Origin of the sequence: Halopseudomonas sp. (assembly GCF_036960865.1) — a bacterium.
GTDB lineage: Bacteria > Pseudomonadota > Gammaproteobacteria > Pseudomonadales > Pseudomonadaceae > Halopseudomonas.
Genome location: NZ_JBALWE010000005.1, coordinates 97,162 through 114,512 on the forward strand (window position 1 = coordinate 97,162; position 17,351 = coordinate 114,512).

The following is a 17,351-nucleotide window of genomic DNA, read 5'->3' on the forward strand; positions in this document are numbered from 1 at the left end:
CCGTTTTAGCCCCCATTACTGAAGCTCGGATGCCACCACGGTGGCATCCGGGCACGCTGCCGGGTGCGCGGTTTATTGTCAGGCAATAATCAGAGTAGAATGCCTTTTTCCAGGCGCCCGCCCGTCGCAGGTTTTGGGTGCGCCGATCACCAAATGGATATCGAAGTCGACTATGTTTGCGCCTTTAATGAGAAAGCTGTTGGGAAGCAAGAACGATCGTGAGTTGAAGCGGATGGGCAAGGTCGTTAACACGATCAACGCTCTGGAAGAAGGCTTGAATGCACTGAGCGACGCGCAGCTGAAGGCCAAAACCGAGGAGCTCAGGCAGCGGGTTAGCGGCGGCGAATCGCTTGACGCAGTGTTGCCAGAAGCGTTCGCGCTGGTACGCGAGGCAAGCAAGCGCGTGATGGGAATGCGCCACTTCGACGTGCAAATGATCGGCGGTATGGCTCTGCACGAAGGCAAGATCGCAGAGATGAAAACCGGTGAGGGTAAAACCCTGGTTGCCACCCTGCCCGTTTATCTGAATGCGCTGTCGGGCAAGGGCGTGCACGTTGTCACGGTGAACGATTACCTGGCCTCCCGTGATGCCAATACCATGCGGCCGTTGTACGAGTTTCTTGGTATGTCAGTCGGTGTCGTGGTGCCTTTCCAGGATCCGCAAGAGAAGCGCCAGGCCTATCGCTGCGATATCACCTATGGCACCAATAACGAGTTGGGCTTTGACTACCTGCGCGACAACATGGCTTTCCGGCTGGAAGACAAGTTTCAGCGTGAACCCAATTTTGCGGTAGTCGACGAGGTTGACTCGATTCTTATTGATGAGGCGCGAACGCCGCTGATTATCTCGGGTCCGGCTGAAGACAGCTCCCGCCTCTACACCGCCATCAACACGCTGATCCCACTGCTCAAGCGCGGTTACCCGGCAGAAGAGGCCGAGGAAGTCGTAGAAGGGCACTACAGCATCGATGAGAAGACCCGTCAGGTTGAGCTGAACGAGGCCGGGCACCAGTTCGTGGAAGAGCTGCTGGTCAAGGAAGGTCTCTTGGAGGAGGGCGACAGTCTGTATGCCGCGCAGAATCTGAATCTGCTGCACCACGTACATTCTGCCCTGCGTGCGCACACCCTGTTCCACCGCAATGTTGAATACATAGTGCAGAACAATCAGGTGCTACTGGTCGATGAACACACCGGCCGCACCATGCCAGGTCGTCGTCTTTCCGAGGGCCTGCACCAGGCGATCGAAGCCAAGGAAGGCCTGAAGATTCAGGCCGAAAGCCAGACGCTGGCGTCCACTACCTTCCAGAATTATTTCCGTCTCTACACCAAGCTGTCCGGCATGACCGGTACGGCTGATACCGAAGCTTTTGAGTTTCGCCAGATCTATGGTTTGGATGTCTTGGTTATCCCAACCAACAAGCCGATGGTCCGCAAGGATCACAACGATCTCGTGTATCTGAGCATTGACGAGAAGTTCGCCGCCATCGTCGCGGATATCAAGCAGTGCATGGAGAGTGGTCGGCCGGCCCTGGTGGGTACCGCGTCAATCGAGTCTTCCGAAGTGGTGGCGCAGCTACTTACTCGCGAAAAGATCCCGCACAAGGTATTGAACGCCAAGTACCACGAAAAAGAAGCTGAAATCATTGCGCAGGCCGGTCGCCCTGGAGCTGTGACTATTGCCACCAACATGGCTGGCCGTGGTACCGATATTATTCTGGGCGGCAGCTGGGAAGCTGAAGTCGCCAGTCTGGAAAATCCGTCAGAGCAGCAAATTGCGCAGATCAAGGGCGAATGGCAACAACGCCATCAGCAGGTGCTGGAGGCGGGCGGCTTGCACATCATCGCCTGCGAGCGCCATGAGTCGCGTCGTATCGATAACCAGCTGCGTGGCCGTGCAGGGCGTCAGGGTGATCCGGGCTCAAGCCGGTTCTACCTCTCTCTAGAGGACAGCCTAATGCGCATCTTTGCTTCTGACCGAGTGAAGAACTTCATGAAAGCGCTGGGCATGGAGAAAGGTGAAGCCATTGAACATCGCATGGTCACCAATGCCATCGAGAAAGCACAGCGCAAGGTAGAGGGGCGCAACTTCGATATTCGTAAGCAGTTGCTGGAATACGATGACGTTGCCAACGAGCAGCGCAAGGTTATCTACGGTCAGCGTAACTCTATTCTCGCCAGCGAAACCGTGCTGGATACCATCCAGGCGATTCGTGAGGATGTGGTCTCGGATCTGGTGGGGCAGCACATGCCGTTCGGCAGTCTGCCTGAACAGTGGGATATCGCAGGTTTAGAGCAGCAGATCGCCAGTGATCTTGGACTGCATCTGCCGCTGCAGCAATGGCTTGATGAAGACGAAACGTTGACTGAAGAAGGTGTCAGCAAACGCGTCTTGGAAGCGCTTGTGCTGGCCTACGAAGAAAAAGAGTTGTTGGCTGGCGCCGAAGCCATGCGGTCTTTTGAAAAACAGATGCTGTTGCGTGTGCTTGACGATCTTTGGAAAGAGCATCTGGCCACCATGGATCACCTGCGCCAAGGGATTCACCTGCGGGGTTACGCACAGAAGAATCCTAAGCAGGAATACAAGCGCGAAGCCTTCAATCTGTTTGAAGAAATGCTAGGCAATCTCAAGCGCGATACCGTGCGGGTGTTGAGTCATGTGCAAATCAAGCGCGAAGACCCGGCCGAGGAAGAAGCTCGGTTGCGTCAGCAAGCCGAGGAGTTGCAGCGCCGCATGCAGTTCAAGCACGAGGATGTGCGTAGCGTAACCGATGAGCAAGGTGGCGATACGGAGCAGCAAGCGGCGACGCCGACTGGGCCGACCGTCCGTGACGGTGAAAAGGTAGGCCGCAATGACCCCTGTCCTTGTGGTTCCGGCAAGAAATACAAACATTGTCACGGTCAGATCAGCTGAAGCCGCTTGGTACCGTTGCTGTTTGGTTCGGATAGGACATGTGTGGGGGTTGACGATATGCTCGCAACCCCCACACTAGCTTCTAGCTTCTAGCTTCTAGCTTCTAGCTTCTAGCTTCTAGCTTCTAGCTTCTAATTTAAATTTCTTTGGAGTCTACGCCATGCCCGTTGGTCTCGGCCCTCTGCCCGTGCTGCACCCTGTTCCAGGTTTTCGTCTTGGCATCGCTTCCGCGGGCATAAAGCGGGTAGGGCGTAAAGACGTGGTCATCATGGAGGCGGCTGAAGGTGCGAGTATTGCCGGTGTGTTCACCACCAACGCATTCTGCGCGGCGCCGGTTACGCTGACCCGGCAGCATTTAAACAGTGCCCCGCGTTACTTGCTGGTCAATACCGGTAACGCCAATGCGGGCACGGGAAAACCAGGTATGCAGGCGGCAATAAATACCTGTGAGGCGCTGGCAGGGCTCACAGGCGTGTCGGCGCAGCAGGTTTTGCCGTTCAGTACTGGCGTGATCGGCGAACTCTTGCCCGCCGCCAAGGTGATCGGGGCTATGCCAGCAGCGCTGGCTGATTTGTCCGAGTCAAATTGGGCTGTAGCAGCCGAAGGCATCATGACTACCGACACCCAGCCCAAAGGTGCCAGCCGGCAGATTCAACTGGCCGGCCAGACTATAACCATTACCGGTATCTCCAAGGGTGCCGGTATGATCCGCCCTAACATGGCTACCATGCTGGGTTACGTAGCAACCGACGCCAAAATGTCCCAGCCGATACTGCAGCAGATGGTCAAGGCTGCAGCGAACCTGTCCTTCAATCGCATCACCATCGATGGCGATACCAGTACCAATGATTCATGCATGCTGATTGCAACCGGTCAGGCCGATATGGCTGAAATCGTCTCTACCGACAGTGCCGAGTATCAGCAGTTGGCGGAAGCCGTCAACGCGGTAATGCTGGAGTTGGCACAGGCGATCGTACGCGACGGTGAAGGCGCTACCAAGTTTGTGACTATCCAGGTAAACGGTGGTGGAAACAGTGATGAATGCTTGGATGTGGGCTACGCGGTGGCGCACTCTCCGCTGATCAAGACGGCTCTATTCGCTTCCGACCCCAACTGGGGGCGTATTCTGGCTGCAGTAGGTTATGCCGGCGTGACCAATCTGGATGTCGAGAAGGTTGATGTCTATCTGGATGATGTTTGCATTACCCGCAACGGTGGGCGTGCGGATGAATACCATGAAGAGCAGGGCGCGGCCGTCATGGCACAGGCCGAGATCACTATTCGTATTGAGTTAGGACGTGGTGACTACAGTGAAACCCTGTGGACCACAGATCTCTCGCACGAGTATGTGCGGATCAATGCCGAGTATCGTACCTGACTGCAGACGCTAAGACGGTATTACATCTAAGGCAGCCTTTAGGGCTGCCTTTTTATTGCGCCGGTGATGCAGGGCAATAGCGCTGCTTTGCAGTTTCACGGTCTAGACGTAAACGGCCAACGCGGTTAATGATCAATAGTCGCGCATCATCCTCCTGTCTCTGTGGACATAGGCGCAATGTGCCGGCCAGAAATCCGCCATTGATCAGTTCGGACTCGCCCAAGGCGTTGTAGCGCAGATAGCGCGCCAGTGCGCCGCTGCCGTGAATATGGCGCACACTCGCGGCAATCTCCTGCCCAAGCAGTTGGTCACCCTGGTCGAAGGTAGCATTACTGTTGCGGTCAATGAATACCTGCCAACCGGCGTTCCAGTCTCCGCCAACAGGTGCCATGGTAACCGCCTGGTTGCGGCGTACGGCTTCTTCGCGGGTCTGTTGTATGCTGCGTGCCAATTGCTCCTTGCCAACGTCCATGCGCTGGTTGTCGATCAGTCTGCCGAATGCTGGTAAACCTATGCATAGCAATACGGCCACCAGTGCCAACGCAGTGAGCAGTTCTATAAGAGTGAAGCCATTGCAGCGCATTGCTCTCTCCTTGAGCGGGCCGACTTCTTCCGGAAGGCGGCGAAAATTACCTGTCATGCTGCGCATTTGACCGGCTATCGGCGCAAGCAAGACCTTGTCAGCTCCTATTCTTATATTGCATGAACTACTAGGAGGGTTGTTTTGATGCGAAGTGTGAAGGGGTTCACTGTCATTGAGCTAATGGTGACGGTTGCTTTGGCGGCTATCGTCCTCGCGATTGCGCTACCATCTTTTAAGCGTTCAATCGCGAGCAACCAGCTGCAGTCGACCACGCAGGATCTAATCTCTTCCATCAATACTGCACGAATGCAATCTGTCAGTACTAGGCAGAACACGACTATCGATCCTGTGGGCGGAAGTTGGGCGAACGGCTGGACCTTGACCTACGGCGCAGATGCAATAGAAGACGACAAAGAGTTTTCAGCGGCCAGAGATACTGTCGTCGCGCGCGAGGATGGTATGGGGGCGTTAACTTTCCTATCTCGCGGCGGGATGGTAAGTGGGGGAGCTGTATTGTCAGTTTGTCATACCACTGGGTTGGTTAACGGTAGAACTATTACCCTTAATTTCCTGGGCAAAGTTACTACAGAGACAAAGGTGGATTGCCCATGAGCGGATTATCCCCGGCAACAATTCGTAGGGCACAACGTGGCATTGGCATGCTTGAAGTGCTGATCGCTTTGTTGATACTGGTTATAGGAGTGCTAGGCTTCGCCGGCCTGCAGTTGGTAGCACTAAAGAATACTGGAGAAGCAAGTCATCGTGCGCATGCCACTCTTATTGCGCAAGACGCGATTGAGCGCTTTCAATCCAACCCTGGGCAGCTTCCCTTTTATCTCAGTGAGGATAACTGGCCGAGCGATATAGCGGAGCCCGGTGGAGCGCCGACTGATTGGAAAGGCTGTATGAGTTCTGCTTGCTCCGCAGCAGAGATGGCTGCATGGGATATTGACCAGCTAGCTTGGGTGGCCACCAATACCCTCCCTGCCGGGCTTGTGCTCGCGAAACGGTGCGATTTCAATGACATGGAGTGTGTGATCGTTAGCTGGGATGGTCAAGACGCTGCGGGCTGTGTCACCGACGACGGTGTTAACGAGGATGTGGAAAGCTCTTGCCTGGTTATGGAGGTGGCGCAATGAAAGCGGTGGAGCGCGGTTATTCTCTTGTAGAGGTGCTTGTCGCGCTGATGTTGGGTGTGCTGATTTCCGGTGCAGCCTTTCAGCTTTTCGCTGCTAATCAGCGTACCTTTGCGTTACAGAATGCCTTGTCCAGCCTGCACGAGGACGGGCAGATGGTGTTGCGATATATGATGGCTGATGCGCGTAACGCTGGACGGGGCTCAGCTCTCTTGGGAGCCATACCTGGCGTCATTTTTGATGCATCTGCCGCGGTGCGTTCGGTTGATGGCGGGGATGGTGGTAATGATAGCGTTGTGCTCAATTATTTTGGTATCACAGACTGCCAAGGCACCACCGTCGCTGCCGAAGTGGAGATTATCAATCGGTACTTCGTAGGAAACGACGGGGTTTTGTCTTGTTCTGGAAACCTGTCTGCAGGCGAGGTGGAGCTGCTGCCCAACGTTGAGAGTTTTCAAGTTCAGTATGGCATTGATACGTCTCCGGGAGATGGCGTAGGCGCTACGCAGTATGTGGGGGCTAATGCGCTGACCGCAGCGAACCCGGTGGTTGCTATCCGCTTTGCTTTGCTCTTGAGCAGTGGAGAGGTAAGTATCGGCACCGATAGTTCAGCGGAAAGCTATTACGTGTTAGACCAGAAGGTCGATACGGATGATGATCAGAAAATTCGCCGGGTGTTCATGTCCACGGTGCAGTTACGGAATTACAACTGGGATGACGTCTGATGGATGCGAATATGCGCCACATGTATTTTGGCAAACAACAGGGAGCAGCGCTGCTAGTTGCCTTGGCTGTTTTGATTCTGGTGTCCATGCTGGGGCTGGTAGCAATGAAGTCCAGTATTTTCTCGGCTAAAGTTGCGACAGGCCTGCAAACGGATGCCATGGTATTTGAAGCAGCTGAGACTGCGATTACTGATGCTTACAACGGCCTTTCTGGACTGTCGAATGAAGAGCTCTATGCGGCCATTGGCGCAACATCGACTGAGCGGTGCGTGAGATCTACTGGTGGTGCTTCTGCCGGGAGATGCGGTGCTGATGATTTCATGGATGAGCGTGACTTGTTGAAGGCAGAATCGCTCAGCTATTTGTCAGGCTATCAAGCTATCCCCAACAGCCAAGTGAGCGTGACTGGTGGCGGTGGCGTCTTCGTCGACTACCGCGTGGATATTCTGGGTGAAAGCGAAATGCCGAGTTACAACATAGCTAATTACCACTTGCAAGAAACACTGAAGCGCGGCATTAAGCCGGGCTCAGAAATCGAATAGGAGCAGAAATGAAAACTTTAAATAAAGTGCTGCGTTCGGTTTTTTTAACAAGTTTGATAGCGGTGCCGGTGACGAACAGCTTTGCCGACGACACGGAAATTTACTTTGCACGAGCAACCGCAGATAACTCGGAAAACAAACCTGTTGCTAATGTATTGATTATGCTGGATACATCTGGGTCTATGCGTTTTTGCAAAGACGAATTGACTGGGGGTTCTGGCTACAATGCCGAATGGTGTAGCGATTATCAGAATCGTAGAATAAATATGCTCCAGAAGTCGGTGAGCGCGTTGCTAGATAATGTATCGCCTAGTATTCGCATCGGCTTGGGCCGTTTTAATTATAATATTGATTCTAGTGGTAATGGTTCTGGGCAAAAAGGCGGGCGCATTCTGTTTCCTGTCGCGCCTGTGAATGACCTCACCAAAGAGGGTGTTAGAGCTGAGTTAGCAAAGCTCAATGATGCTGGAAATAGCGCAAGCGCCAGTTCAGCTAGCGCGCAGCCGGTGGGCGACACACCCACTGGCAGGGCTTATTCTGAGGCGGCTAGATATATGATGGGCATGGAGCCAAAGTATGGAGTATCTGCAAATGGTGCTAATAACGCTTCCGCCTGCGTGATTCAGTCTGAAAGACAAATAAATTGTCGGCAAGAGGTGGGTACTTGGACCGATTGGGCTGTGGTTTCTTATTGTGATCCAAGTGATAGCAGTACATGCCGCATTCAGTCCACTACGGGTGACTGGTATAACGTTTCGACGGATTGTAATACTAGCTTGGATAACTGCCGAATTGGGGGGGAGGTAAGAATATCTGGGACTTGTGATACCGCAAGTCCGCTGTGTCGACGTCAACGAGTTTTTTTTGGGTATCGCTATTACTTGAGTTCTTATCAAAAAATCAACAGAGTGTATGAAGGTAGAAGTCCTCTTACTTATACGCAAGTTTGTGATACTGAAACCTATTGTTCTGAGGCGGTTGGGATACTGGATGGGACTCGGTATAAGTCACCTATGAATGAGGCAAATCAATGTGAGTCGAACCACGTTATTCTGTTTACCGATGGTCGGCCCAGTAATAACGACCAGCCGGGTAATCAGGGATTTGTTGATTGTGGTTCTAATGGGTCTTATGACTGTCAAGTTTCTATCGCTAGTTACTTGAATCAAGACGGTAATGCGAAGGGGCGTCCGGTAAAGACTCACAATATTGGCCTGTACATGGGCGACAATCAGAGCAATATGGAGCGAGTCTCTGACGCTGGTGATGGCAGTACTACCAATGCCAACTCCGCCGATGAGCTGCTCAATGCCTTTATTTCTAATCTCGACCTGATTGATGAAGATTCTCGTTCAATTTCGGCTCCTGGTGTTGCGGTAAATACCATGAATCGATTTCAACACCTTGATGAGCTTTATTACGCAGTGTTCCAGCCGTCAGAAAGCAGTTACTGGGAAGGTAATATAAAGAAGTATAGGCTTAATGATGGCCAGATTCAGGGCTCTAATGGCAATGCCATTGATTCGAGCACGGGCTATTTTAGAGAAGGCGCCCGCAGTTACTGGAGCAGTGAGGTCGATGGGCCTGATGTGACTAAAGGTGGTGCGCGTGCGAATATTGGAACGCGCAGATTGTTCTACACCAGCGAGCCCGGTGGGGATCTAGCTCGATTTAGCTGGACCAATACACTGTCGCCAAGTAACGAGTTCTTGGGTCTGCCTGCGGCAGCTACCACCGCTGAGCGCACAGAGCTTGTGAGCAAGCTTCAAGCTATGTGGGGCGATCCCCTGCACAGTGTTCCAGTGATGGTGAACTATGGTGAAGACGAGGAAAATAATTATGTATTTGTTTCCAATAATGGCGGGATGCTTCACGCTATCGACACATCCGATGGGTCTGAAGCCTTCGCCTTCATGCCTTATGAATTTATTTCTAGAGCAACTGAATACACTGTAAGTCGTCCCGAGTTGCGGGCGGATAATACGCGCCTAACTTATGGATTGGATGGCAGTTGGATTGCTTGGCGTCGTCCTGGGGAGCAAGTAATGGACGCGCCCCGCAGCGTCTACTTGTACGGTGGGATGCGTCGAGGCGGCCGTTCATATTATGCGCTAGACGTGACGGATCCAAGTTCGCCTGAGATGCTTTGGCAAATTAGTAACGACACTGAAGGCTTCGAGGATTTAGGCCAAACTTGGTCTACCCCAACACTAACAAGTATTCCCTCTGACTCAGGTTCGGTGCCAGTGCTCATTTTTGGTGGTGGCTACAGTCCGCAAGATCATGATGGCGTTAGTACCAGAAGTGCTGCTGACCGTATGGGTAACGCAGTTTATGTGGTTAACGCTGAAACCGGTGCTTTGATATGGTCGGCAGGTAGTTCCACCAACGCGCAGGCACAAGTCGGGGCAATGAAGTGGGCTGTTCCTGGCGGTGTTTCGGTGGTTGACATAGATTTCGATGGAGTAGCTGATCACCTGTATTTCGCCGATCTAGGTGGACAGGTTTTTCGTGTAGATGTGAGCCTTGACTCGGGCTCGCTGTTCAGCGTTACCCAGTTGGCATCCCTCAGTAGTGCGAGCGGCGCAAATTTTCGGCGATTTTACGAGGCCCCTGCTGTGGGCTATGTAAAGAATGGCGCTAATGAAGAGCTTTATGTCGCGCTTGGTTCGGGTAACAGATCCCACCCATTGGATGAGGCTACAAACGACGGTTTCTTTGTCATTCGTGATGTTTCGGCATTGGAGCCTCAGTCCACGGTGATAGCGAATACTACCAACATGACCGATGTCACCTCCGGCAGTGATCCTGCGACTAGCTCTAGAGGTTGGTTCTATACCTTCTCCGAGACAGGTGAGAAGTCTATGGCCTCGCCACTTATATACGATGGCCGGATACTGTTTACCACTTACGCTCCTACGGAAGATCAGGAACAGGAGAACGTTTGTGCCGTGCGCTATGGCCGCTCCTTCTTGCATACGGTCAGCCTGTTGACCGCTCGTCCCGCCGCGTTGACGGATGAGGCGCCAACGCCATCCTCGCGGAGCGAGCAGCTCAATCAGACTAACCCTGCGCCCACGCCAACGATGCTGGTTGATAGAAATGGTGATCTCATTACTATAGTTGGCACCGAAGTGGTTGGTGAGGCTGATCCGGGTGATTTAAGGTTGCGCAAGCGCCGTTGGATGCAACTACCTAAGGATGAGGCAAACGTGATTCGCCAGCAGGAGAGCTCTGATGAGGAGGAATGATTGCATGTCATCGCCTTTTGTTCGGAACTCACGAGGGTTCACACTCGTCGAGCTAATGATTGCTGTGGTGATACTGGGGATACTTGTCTCAATAGCTTATCCTGCGTATCAGGATCATGTTCGTCGTACGAGGCAGGCCGATGCTCAGTCGCAGATTATGGCGTTTGGTAGCGCGCTCGAGCGTTATCGAGGTAAGCACTTTTCCTACGACGGCGCTACGCTTGCTGCGTTAGGGTCTGAGTTAAACGCTAATAGTGATTACGTAGTGGATTTTGATATCGCAGGAGGAAATCAGTCTTATACGATTGAGGCAACGCCTCAGGGCTCGCTGATGTCTGGGATGCCTGTTTTAACATTGAATAGCGCTGGTGAAGCCTCTTGGGATTGAATTTGTTAGAGCGGCGCTTAGCGCCGCTCTAACAACACCCCACTTTCCATATGATGGCTATACGGGAACTGATCGAATAGCGCGCAGCGCGTTATTCGGTGAGTTTTTGTCAGTTCGTCCAGGTTCTGCGCCAAGGTTTCCGGGTTGCAGGAGATGTAAAGGATACGCTCGTAACCTTTGACTAGTTCAAGCGTCGCGGCGTCCAGTCCCGCCCGCGGGGGGTCGACAAACACAGTGCCGAAGTTGAAGTCGCCCAGATCAATACCCTGCAGACGACGAAATTCGCGCACGCCTGTCAGTGCTTGGGTGACTTCCTCGCTTGCCAAACGCACCAGAGTAACGTTGTCGACGCGGTTCATCTCCAGGTTGGCGACGGCAGAGCGAACTGAGCTTTTTGAGAGCTCAGTCGCCATGACCTTACGGAAGCGAGTAGACAGCGGCAGAGTAAAGTTGCCGTTGCCGCAATACAGCTCCAGCAGGTCATCGGTATTCTCGCCAGCGGCATTCAGCGCCCAGCTAAGCATGTGCTGGTTGACGCCGCCGTTCGGTTGGGTAAATCCGCCCTCTATTTGCTGGTATCGCCACGGTTTGCCGGCTACCTGCAGCTCCTCGACGACATAATCTCGCTCCAGCACGCGCTTGCGGCCTCGGCTGCGCCCAATCAGTTCGATGTTCAGCGCCTTTGCCAGCGCCGCGGCAGGGGCATCCCAGTCATCGTCGAGCGGGCGGTGATAGCAGAGGGTGACCAGTGCCTCGCCGGACAGCGTCGTGAGAAACTCAACTTGAAAAAGTTTGCGTCCAAGTAGCGGGTCGGCCTTGCAAGCGTCGAGCAGTGGCTTCATCAAATCGTTGATACGTTGGCTGGCGATAGGCAACTGATCAATCAGTACGGCCTTGCGCTTGTCACCCTGTTCGAACATCGCGTAATGCGGCTGACCCTGCTCATACCATAGGCGGAATTCGGCGCGTAACCGAAAATGCTCTGGCGCCGAGGCAAATACCTCGGGTTCGGGGGCCTGGAAGGGAGCGAGCAGGTTAATCAGGCGCGCGCGTTTGTCCGCCAGTTGCGCGTCGTAGTTGGCGGGATCGAATGCAAGGCCCATTAGTTGAACAACGCGAGTTTGATGACAAAAAGGCCAGCCAGAACATAGAGGCTGGGGTTCAGATCCTGCCAGCGACCGGAGAGCAATTTGATTGCTGTCCAGACGATAAAGCCAGCTGCGATGCCGTTGGCGATAGAAAAAGTCAGCGGCATCATGATCGCGGTAATCACCACGGGCGCGGCTTCAGTAAGGTCATCCCAGTCGACTTGGACCAGGCCACCGGTCATGAGTACTGCAACAAATAGCAATGCAGGTGCGGTGGCGAACGCGGGCACGGCGCCCGCCAGTGGAGAGAAGAACAGGCTGAGCAGGAATAACAGGGCTACCACGCAGGCGGTCAGGCCGGTGCGACCGCCTGCGGCGGTTCCGGCAGCTGATTCGATATAACTGGTGGTGGTGGAGGTACCCAGTGCAGCGCCGGCCATGGTGGCGGTGCTGTCGGCCATCAGTGCACGCCCGAGGCGCGGCATCTTGCCTTCGGCATCGATTAGGTTGGCGCGCTGAGCGACGCCGATAAGGGTGCCGGAGGTGTCGAACAGGTCTACGAACAGGAAGGCGAATATGATGCTTAGCATGCCCACTTCCAGCGCGCCTTTGATGTCGAATTGCATGAGCGTGGGTGCAAGGCTAGGTGGTGCGGAAACTACGCCACTGGCTTGGCTCAGGTCGGTGATCAGGCTGATGCCGGTGATCAACAGGATGCCGATCATCACGGCGCCGGTTACCTTGCGATAGGCCAGCGCCACGATCACGGCAAAGCCCGCGGCAGCTAACAGGGCGCCGGGCTGGGTGAGATCACCCATGGAGACCAGGGTGGCGGGGTGGTCAACCACGATGCCTGCGCTCTTTAGTGCTATCAGCGCCAGAAACAGGCCTATACCCGCGGCTATGGCGGAGCGCAGAGCCATGGGGATGCTGTTAATGACCCATTCGCGGATGCGGAAGATGCTGAGCAGAAAGAACATCAGGCCGGAAAGAAATACTGCGCCCAAGGCTACCTGCCAGCTATAGCCCATGGAGCCCACGACCGTGTAGGAGAAAAATGCGTTCAGCCCCATGCCGGGGGCTAGGGCGATCGGGTAATTGGCCCACAACCCCATGATCAGCGAGCCTATGGCGGCCGCCAGGCAAGTGGCGACAAAGGCCGCGCCCGGGTCGATGCCTGCATCTGCCATCATCATCGGGTTGACGAAGATGATGTAGGCCATGGTCAGAAACGTGGTCAGGCCGGCCAGCAGCTCGGTGCGCACAGTGGTGCCGTGTTCGCGAAGTTTGAAGAGTTTTTCAAGCATGGTGGGCGCTTCCGGGGTGTGGGCAGAAAGCCGACTATTGTAGCGGATTCACTCCCGTGGGTGAATTTTTGCCGGGCTTGTGTCAGGCTTGTCGGCCATTTTTCTGACTGGAGGCTCGCCATGAGCAACACTTTTGACAACGACGAACAGCGCGTCAGCTACGGCATTGGCCGCCAGATGGGCGAGCAACTGCTGGCCAGCAATATTCCCGACTTGACGCTTGATCTGGTTGCTGCCGGCCTGCGTGACGCTTACAACCAGCAGCCAAGTCAGGTGCCTGAGGCTGAGCTGCAGGCGGCGTTTCAGCAGCTGCAAGAAAAAATGCGCGCTGTGGCGCAGGAAGCGGCCAAGGCTGCAGCCCAGGCCGGTGTGGATTTTCTCGCCGAGAATGCCAAGCGCGATGGTGTAGTGACGCTAGCCTCTGGATTGCAGTACGAAGTTGTTACCGAGGGCGCGGGTGCCACGCCAGAAGCCAGCTCCACAGTGCAGACGCATTACGAAGGCACGCTGATTTCCGGCGAAGTTTTCGACAGCTCATACAAGCGCGGCCAACCTGCCGAATTCCCGGTGGGTGGTGTGATCGCTGGTTGGACCGAAGCGCTGCAGTTGATGCAAGAGGGTGCCAAGTGGCGGCTATTTATCCCTGCCGAGCTGGCCTATGGCGAGCGTGGTGCGGGTAACAGCATTCCGCCGCACAGCGCGCTGATTTTTGATATTGAGCTGCTGAAGGTTCTATAACGTCTGGCGGGTTGTCACCGGTCGTCCTCGATAGAGGTCGGCCGGTGACGATCTGAACCAGTGCGCTGCTCTGCATGCATGCTGGCGGCGCGTGCCTGTGCGGCGGGCGGCTTTAGTGGTTGCGGTCTACTGCAAAGCGGGCCAGTTGCTCCAACGCGTCGCGATAATCGGAAGCGGGTAGTGTTTGTAGCAACTGGACGGCTTCATCGGCCTGCTCGCGCGCCAGTCGCGCTGTATAGTCCAGTGCGCCTGAGGCTGCAACTGCATCACGGATCGGCGCAATATTCTCGGTACCGCCTTTTTGGATCGCTTGACGCACTAGTGCGGCCTGCTCGGCGGTGCCATGGCGCATGGTGTAGATCAGCGGCAGGGTAGGCTTGCCTTCGGCTAGGTCGTCGCCCACATTCTTGCCCATCTCGGCAGCATCGCCACTGTAATCAAGCAGATCATCCATCAGCTGGAAAGCAATGCCCAAGGCGTTGCCATACTGGCGCAGCGCTTCAGTTTGTTGCGCATTGGCCTTTGCCAGAACGCCGGCCGTATGACACGCAGCCTCAAAAAGCATGGCGGTCTTGCTGCGGATGACTTCCATGTAGGTGGCTTCATCGGTGTTGGCGTCGCGCACTTTGGAAAGCTGCAGTACTTCGCCCTCTGCGATCACGTTGGTGGCGTTTGCGAGGATCTGCATGATCTGCATGTCGCCAAGTGCCACCATCATTTCAAAGGCGCGTGAGTACAGGAAGTCGCCAACCAGTACGCTGGGAGCGTTACCCCAGAGTGCGTTGGCTGTAGAGCGGCCGCGACGCAGATCTGAGGTATCGACTACGTCGTCGTGCAGTAGAGTAGCGGTGTGCAGGAATTCAATGATCGCTGCCAGGCTGTGCTGGCGTGGATCGGACAGGCCGCAGGCGCGTGCGCCCAGCAATACGACCAGCGGGCGCAGGCGTTTACCGCCGGCGCTGATAATATAGTGGCCGATCTTTTCTACCAGCGGGACCCGGGAATGCAGTTGCTCTAGAATGAGCTGGTTCACCGCATCAAAATCATCGGATACCGGTGCATAGAATGGCAGGGTGGTCATCGGTTGCAGACTTCCTGAAAAGGTTCCGCGGCATGCTAGGTTGCAGGCCATTTACTGTCAAGAAAAGCGCAGTCTATCAGGCTTGTACGGTGCTTGCGCAAAGCGACGTGCTTGAGTACAATCCTCGCCCCTAAGATACAGCATCCCTGTTTTGACAATGGCAAGGTCGGGTCCGATAGGCGGAGCCACTTGCAGCCATGCCAGCCACTAATGATTCTAACCAAGCGCTGGGTGAGCAGGATTACGGAGAAAGCAACATGTACGCAGTCATTATTACCGGCGGCAAGCAATACAAGGTCGCTGAAGGCGAGTTCCTGAAAGTAGAGAAGCTGGACGTTGAAACTGGCGCCAGCATCGAGTTTGACAAGGTTCTGCTGGTTGCAGACGGTGATGACGTTAAAATCGGCGCTCCCGTCGTTGCAGGCGCTAAAGTGACAGCTGAGATCAGTGCTCACGGCCGCGGCGATAAGGTTCGCATCATCAAGTTCCGTCGTCGTAAGCACCACATGAAGCGTCAGGGCCACCGTCAGTGGTACACCGAAATCAAGATTACTGGCATCTCTGCCTAAGCTGATTCAGGAGATATAGACTCATGGCACACAAAAAAGCAGGCGGTTCCACGCGCAACGGTCGCGATTCAGAATCCAAACGCCTTGGTGTAAAAATGTACGGTGGCCAGGCCATCATTCCGGGTAACATCATCGTTCGTCAGCGTGGCACAGAGTTCCACCCTGGCAAGAACGTTGGTATGGGCAAGGATCACACCTTGTTCGCCAAAGCTGAAGGCGTGGTGAAATTCGAAGTTAAGGGCAAGTTCGGTCGTCGTTACGTCAATGTCGTAACCGCCTGATAGTTCTTTGCTGCTGAAAAGCCCCGTCTTGCGACGGGGCTTTTTTGTTTGTAGCGTACTCTTTCCATTAGCCCGTCCCGACAGGGAAGGGGAGATAGATGAAATTCGTTGATGAAGTATCCATCACGGTCAAGGCTGGTGATGGTGGTAACGGGTGTATGAGTTTTCGGCGTGAAAAGTTCATCCCCAAAGGTGGACCGGACGGTGGTGATGGCGGCGACGGTGGCTCCATTTTTCTGGAGGCCGATGCCAATCTCAATACGCTGGTTGACTACCGCTACACTCGCCGCTTCAATGCGCAGCGGGGTGAAAATGGTCGTGGCAGCGACTGCACTGGCGCCAAGGGTGAGGATATGGTGCTGCTGGTGCCCGTCGGTACCACGGTGATTGATGCGGGTACCCAGGAGATTATTGGTGACCTGACCGAGCCTGGGCAGCGTTTGCTCGTTGCGCAGGGTGGCTTTCATGGTCTGGGTAACACGCGCTTCAAGTCTAGTGTTAATCGCGCGCCACGGCAGACTTCCAACGGCTCGCTGGGCGAGTTGCGGGATCTTAAGATGGAGCTGAAGGTGTTGGCGGATGTTGGCCTGTTGGGTCTGCCGAATGCTGGCAAGAGCACTTTTATCCGCTCGGTTTCTGCCGCCAAGCCTAAGGTTGCCGACTACCCCTTTACCACCATGGTGCCCAATCTGGGGGTGGTGGACGTCGGGCAGCTGCGCAGTTTTGTGATTGCCGACATTCCCGGTGTTATTGCGGGGGCAGCTGAGGGGGCTGGCTTGGGAACGCGCTTCCTCAAGCACTTGTCACGCACACGGCTATTGCTCCACCTGGTTGATATGGCGCCGCTGGATGAGTCTGATCCGGTTGAGGCGGTTGAGACCATCATTCATGAGCTCGGCAAATTCAGTCCGGCGCTGACCATGCGTGAGCGTTGGTTGGTGCTGAACAAGTGTGACCAGTTGCTGGAAGATGAGCAGCAGGCCGTACTGGATGACGTGGTCGAGCGCCTGGAGTGGGAAGGTCCGGTCTTCGTCATCTCTGCTTCTGAGCGTCAGGGTACGGCTGAGCTTGCCAAGGCGGTAATGAATTGGCTGGACGAGCGTCAGCGTCTGATTGAGGATGATGAGGAGTACGCTGCCGAGGTGGCTGCGCTGGATCAGCAGATTGAAGATGAGGCGCGAGCGCATATTCAAGCGCTGGATGATCGTCGCGCGCTGCGCAAGCAGGGCATTGCTGTTGATGGCGATGAGGGCGACGATGATGAAGAAGACGATGAAGATGGTCCGGAGATTTTCTACGTCCACTGATTCGGTTGAGTGGTAATGCGGTAAGCCCGGTGCGCGCTGCGCTGGGTCAGGCATGAACTTGGGCAA

General features: G+C 54.8%; 16 protein-coding genes. 12 read left to right on the forward strand and 4 right to left on the reverse strand.

From position 1 onward, the window contains the following. Window positions 1-172 precede the first annotated feature (172 nt). Window positions 173-2,911 (forward strand): preprotein translocase subunit SecA, encoded by a 2,739-nt coding sequence (gene secA, locus V7747_RS08550; RefSeq protein ID WP_335615621.1) that lies wholly within the window; start codon window positions 173-175, stop codon window positions 2,909-2,911. 160 nt (window positions 2,912-3,071) lie between these two features. Further along, window positions 3,072-4,289, forward strand: a complete 1,218-nt coding sequence (argJ, locus tag V7747_RS08555) for a bifunctional glutamate N-acetyltransferase/amino-acid acetyltransferase ArgJ (RefSeq protein ID WP_335615622.1) — start codon at window positions 3,072-3,074, stop codon at window positions 4,287-4,289. A 52-nt stretch (window positions 4,290-4,341) separates the two neighbouring features. Here the strand turns inward: argJ and V7747_RS08560 are convergent, their stop codons facing one another. Then, on the reverse strand, window positions 4,342-4,872 hold the full coding sequence (locus V7747_RS08560; RefSeq protein ID WP_335615623.1) for a GspH/FimT family pseudopilin: 531 nt from the start codon (window positions 4,870-4,872) through the stop codon (window positions 4,342-4,344). A gap of 144 nt (window positions 4,873-5,016) precedes the next feature. On the opposite strand from V7747_RS08560, the gene V7747_RS08565 reads away from it, so the two are divergent. From V7747_RS08565 to V7747_RS08590, 6 genes are read left to right on the forward strand one after another with little or no spacing between them, the layout of a single operon-like run. Then, a complete protein-coding gene (locus V7747_RS08565; protein ID WP_335615624.1) occupies window positions 5,017-5,484 on the forward strand; it encodes a GspH/FimT family pseudopilin in 468 nt (155 codons plus the stop codon). After that, window positions 5,481-6,011, forward strand: coding sequence for a type IV pilus modification protein PilV (pilV, locus tag V7747_RS08570; protein WP_335615625.1), 531 nt, complete (start codon window positions 5,481-5,483; stop codon window positions 6,009-6,011). Before V7747_RS08565 ends, pilV begins: the two co-directional genes overlap by 4 nt. Further along, entirely contained in the window at window positions 6,008-6,733 is a 726-nt protein-coding gene (locus V7747_RS08575; RefSeq protein ID WP_335615626.1) for a PilW family protein, read from the forward strand. The genes pilV and V7747_RS08575 overlap by 4 nt, the downstream gene beginning before the upstream one ends. Continuing rightward, window positions 6,733-7,275: a hypothetical protein gene (locus V7747_RS08580; protein ID WP_335615627.1), complete on the forward strand. Its 543-nt coding sequence runs from the start codon at window positions 6,733-6,735 to the stop codon at window positions 7,273-7,275. Before V7747_RS08575 ends, V7747_RS08580 begins: the two co-directional genes overlap by 1 nt. A gap of 8 nt (window positions 7,276-7,283) precedes the next feature. Next, the gene (locus V7747_RS08585; RefSeq protein ID WP_335615628.1) at window positions 7,284-10,526 is read left to right on the forward strand and encodes a PilC/PilY family type IV pilus protein; all 3,243 of its coding nucleotides are present in this window, start codon (window positions 7,284-7,286) and stop codon (window positions 10,524-10,526) included. 4 nt (window positions 10,527-10,530) lie between these two features. Then, window positions 10,531-10,914 carry a type IV pilin protein gene (locus V7747_RS08590; protein WP_335615629.1) on the forward strand — a complete coding sequence of 128 codons (384 nt, stop codon included), beginning with the start codon at window positions 10,531-10,533 and terminating at the stop codon, window positions 10,912-10,914. A 17-nt stretch (window positions 10,915-10,931) separates the two neighbouring features. Here V7747_RS08590 and trmA read toward each other — a convergent pair whose 3' ends face one another. Together trmA and V7747_RS08600 are read right to left on the reverse strand one after the other, a co-directional pair. Then, entirely contained in the window at window positions 10,932-12,017 is a 1,086-nt protein-coding gene (gene trmA, locus V7747_RS08595) for a tRNA (uridine(54)-C5)-methyltransferase TrmA (RefSeq protein WP_335615630.1), read from the reverse strand. Next, a complete protein-coding gene (locus tag V7747_RS08600; protein ID WP_335615631.1) occupies window positions 12,017-13,309 on the reverse strand; it encodes an NCS2 family permease in 1,293 nt (430 codons plus the stop codon). The genes trmA and V7747_RS08600 overlap by 1 nt, the downstream gene beginning before the upstream one ends. Before the next feature lie 120 nt (window positions 13,310-13,429). Between V7747_RS08600 and V7747_RS08605 the strand changes: the two genes are divergently transcribed. Beyond that, the gene (locus tag V7747_RS08605) at window positions 13,430-14,047 is read left to right on the forward strand and encodes an FKBP-type peptidyl-prolyl cis-trans isomerase (protein ID WP_335615632.1); all 618 of its coding nucleotides are present in this window, start codon (window positions 13,430-13,432) and stop codon (window positions 14,045-14,047) included. A gap of 112 nt (window positions 14,048-14,159) precedes the next feature. On the opposite strand, the gene V7747_RS08610 is transcribed toward V7747_RS08605, so the two are convergent. After that, window positions 14,160-15,128: a polyprenyl synthetase family protein gene (locus tag V7747_RS08610; RefSeq protein WP_335615633.1), complete on the reverse strand. Its 969-nt coding sequence runs from the start codon at window positions 15,126-15,128 to the stop codon at window positions 14,160-14,162. Window positions 15,129-15,385: 257 nt separating this feature from the next. Here V7747_RS08610 and rplU point away from each other — a divergent pair, with 257 nt between their 5' ends. From rplU to cgtA, 3 genes are all read left to right on the forward strand, one after another. After that, complete coding sequence (rplU, locus tag V7747_RS08615; RefSeq protein ID WP_335615634.1) at window positions 15,386-15,697, forward strand: 50S ribosomal protein L21; 312 nt, start codon at window positions 15,386-15,388, stop codon at window positions 15,695-15,697. A gap of 23 nt (window positions 15,698-15,720) precedes the next feature. Next, the gene (gene rpmA, locus V7747_RS08620) at window positions 15,721-15,978 is read left to right on the forward strand and encodes a 50S ribosomal protein L27 (protein WP_092285498.1); all 258 of its coding nucleotides are present in this window, start codon (window positions 15,721-15,723) and stop codon (window positions 15,976-15,978) included. Between the two features lie 98 nt (window positions 15,979-16,076). Continuing rightward, window positions 16,077-17,285 (forward strand): Obg family GTPase CgtA, encoded by a 1,209-nt coding sequence (cgtA, locus tag V7747_RS08625; RefSeq protein ID WP_335615635.1) that lies wholly within the window; start codon window positions 16,077-16,079, stop codon window positions 17,283-17,285. Window positions 17,286-17,351: the final 66 nt, after the last annotated feature.

Coding starts and splice junctions, on each gene's coding strand:
- secA (WP_335615621.1), top strand. CDS start 173: ATGTTTGCGCCTTTAATGAGAAAGCTGTTGGGAAGCAAGAACGATCGT.
- argJ (WP_335615622.1), top strand. CDS start 3,072: ATGCCCGTTGGTCTCGGCCCTCTGCCCGTGCTGCACCCTGTTCCAGGT.
- V7747_RS08560 (WP_335615623.1), bottom strand. CDS start 4,872: ATGCGCTGCAATGGCTTCACTCTTATAGAACTGCTCACTGCGTTGGCA.
- V7747_RS08565 (WP_335615624.1), top strand. CDS start 5,017: ATGCGAAGTGTGAAGGGGTTCACTGTCATTGAGCTAATGGTGACGGTT.
- pilV (WP_335615625.1), top strand. CDS start 5,481: ATGAGCGGATTATCCCCGGCAACAATTCGTAGGGCACAACGTGGCATT.
- V7747_RS08575 (WP_335615626.1), top strand. CDS start 6,008: ATGAAAGCGGTGGAGCGCGGTTATTCTCTTGTAGAGGTGCTTGTCGCG.
- V7747_RS08580 (WP_335615627.1), top strand. CDS start 6,733: ATGGATGCGAATATGCGCCACATGTATTTTGGCAAACAACAGGGAGCA.
- V7747_RS08585 (WP_335615628.1), top strand. CDS start 7,284: ATGAAAACTTTAAATAAAGTGCTGCGTTCGGTTTTTTTAACAAGTTTG.
- V7747_RS08590 (WP_335615629.1), top strand. CDS start 10,531: ATGTCATCGCCTTTTGTTCGGAACTCACGAGGGTTCACACTCGTCGAG.
- trmA (WP_335615630.1), bottom strand. CDS start 12,017: ATGGGCCTTGCATTCGATCCCGCCAACTACGACGCGCAACTGGCGGAC.
- V7747_RS08600 (WP_335615631.1), bottom strand. CDS start 13,309: ATGCTTGAAAAACTCTTCAAACTTCGCGAACACGGCACCACTGTGCGC.
- V7747_RS08605 (WP_335615632.1), top strand. CDS start 13,430: ATGAGCAACACTTTTGACAACGACGAACAGCGCGTCAGCTACGGCATT.
- V7747_RS08610 (WP_335615633.1), bottom strand. CDS start 15,128: ATGACCACCCTGCCATTCTATGCACCGGTATCCGATGATTTTGATGCG.
- rplU (WP_335615634.1), top strand. CDS start 15,386: ATGTACGCAGTCATTATTACCGGCGGCAAGCAATACAAGGTCGCTGAA.
- rpmA (WP_092285498.1), top strand. CDS start 15,721: ATGGCACACAAAAAAGCAGGCGGTTCCACGCGCAACGGTCGCGATTCA.
- cgtA (WP_335615635.1), top strand. CDS start 16,077: ATGAAATTCGTTGATGAAGTATCCATCACGGTCAAGGCTGGTGATGGT.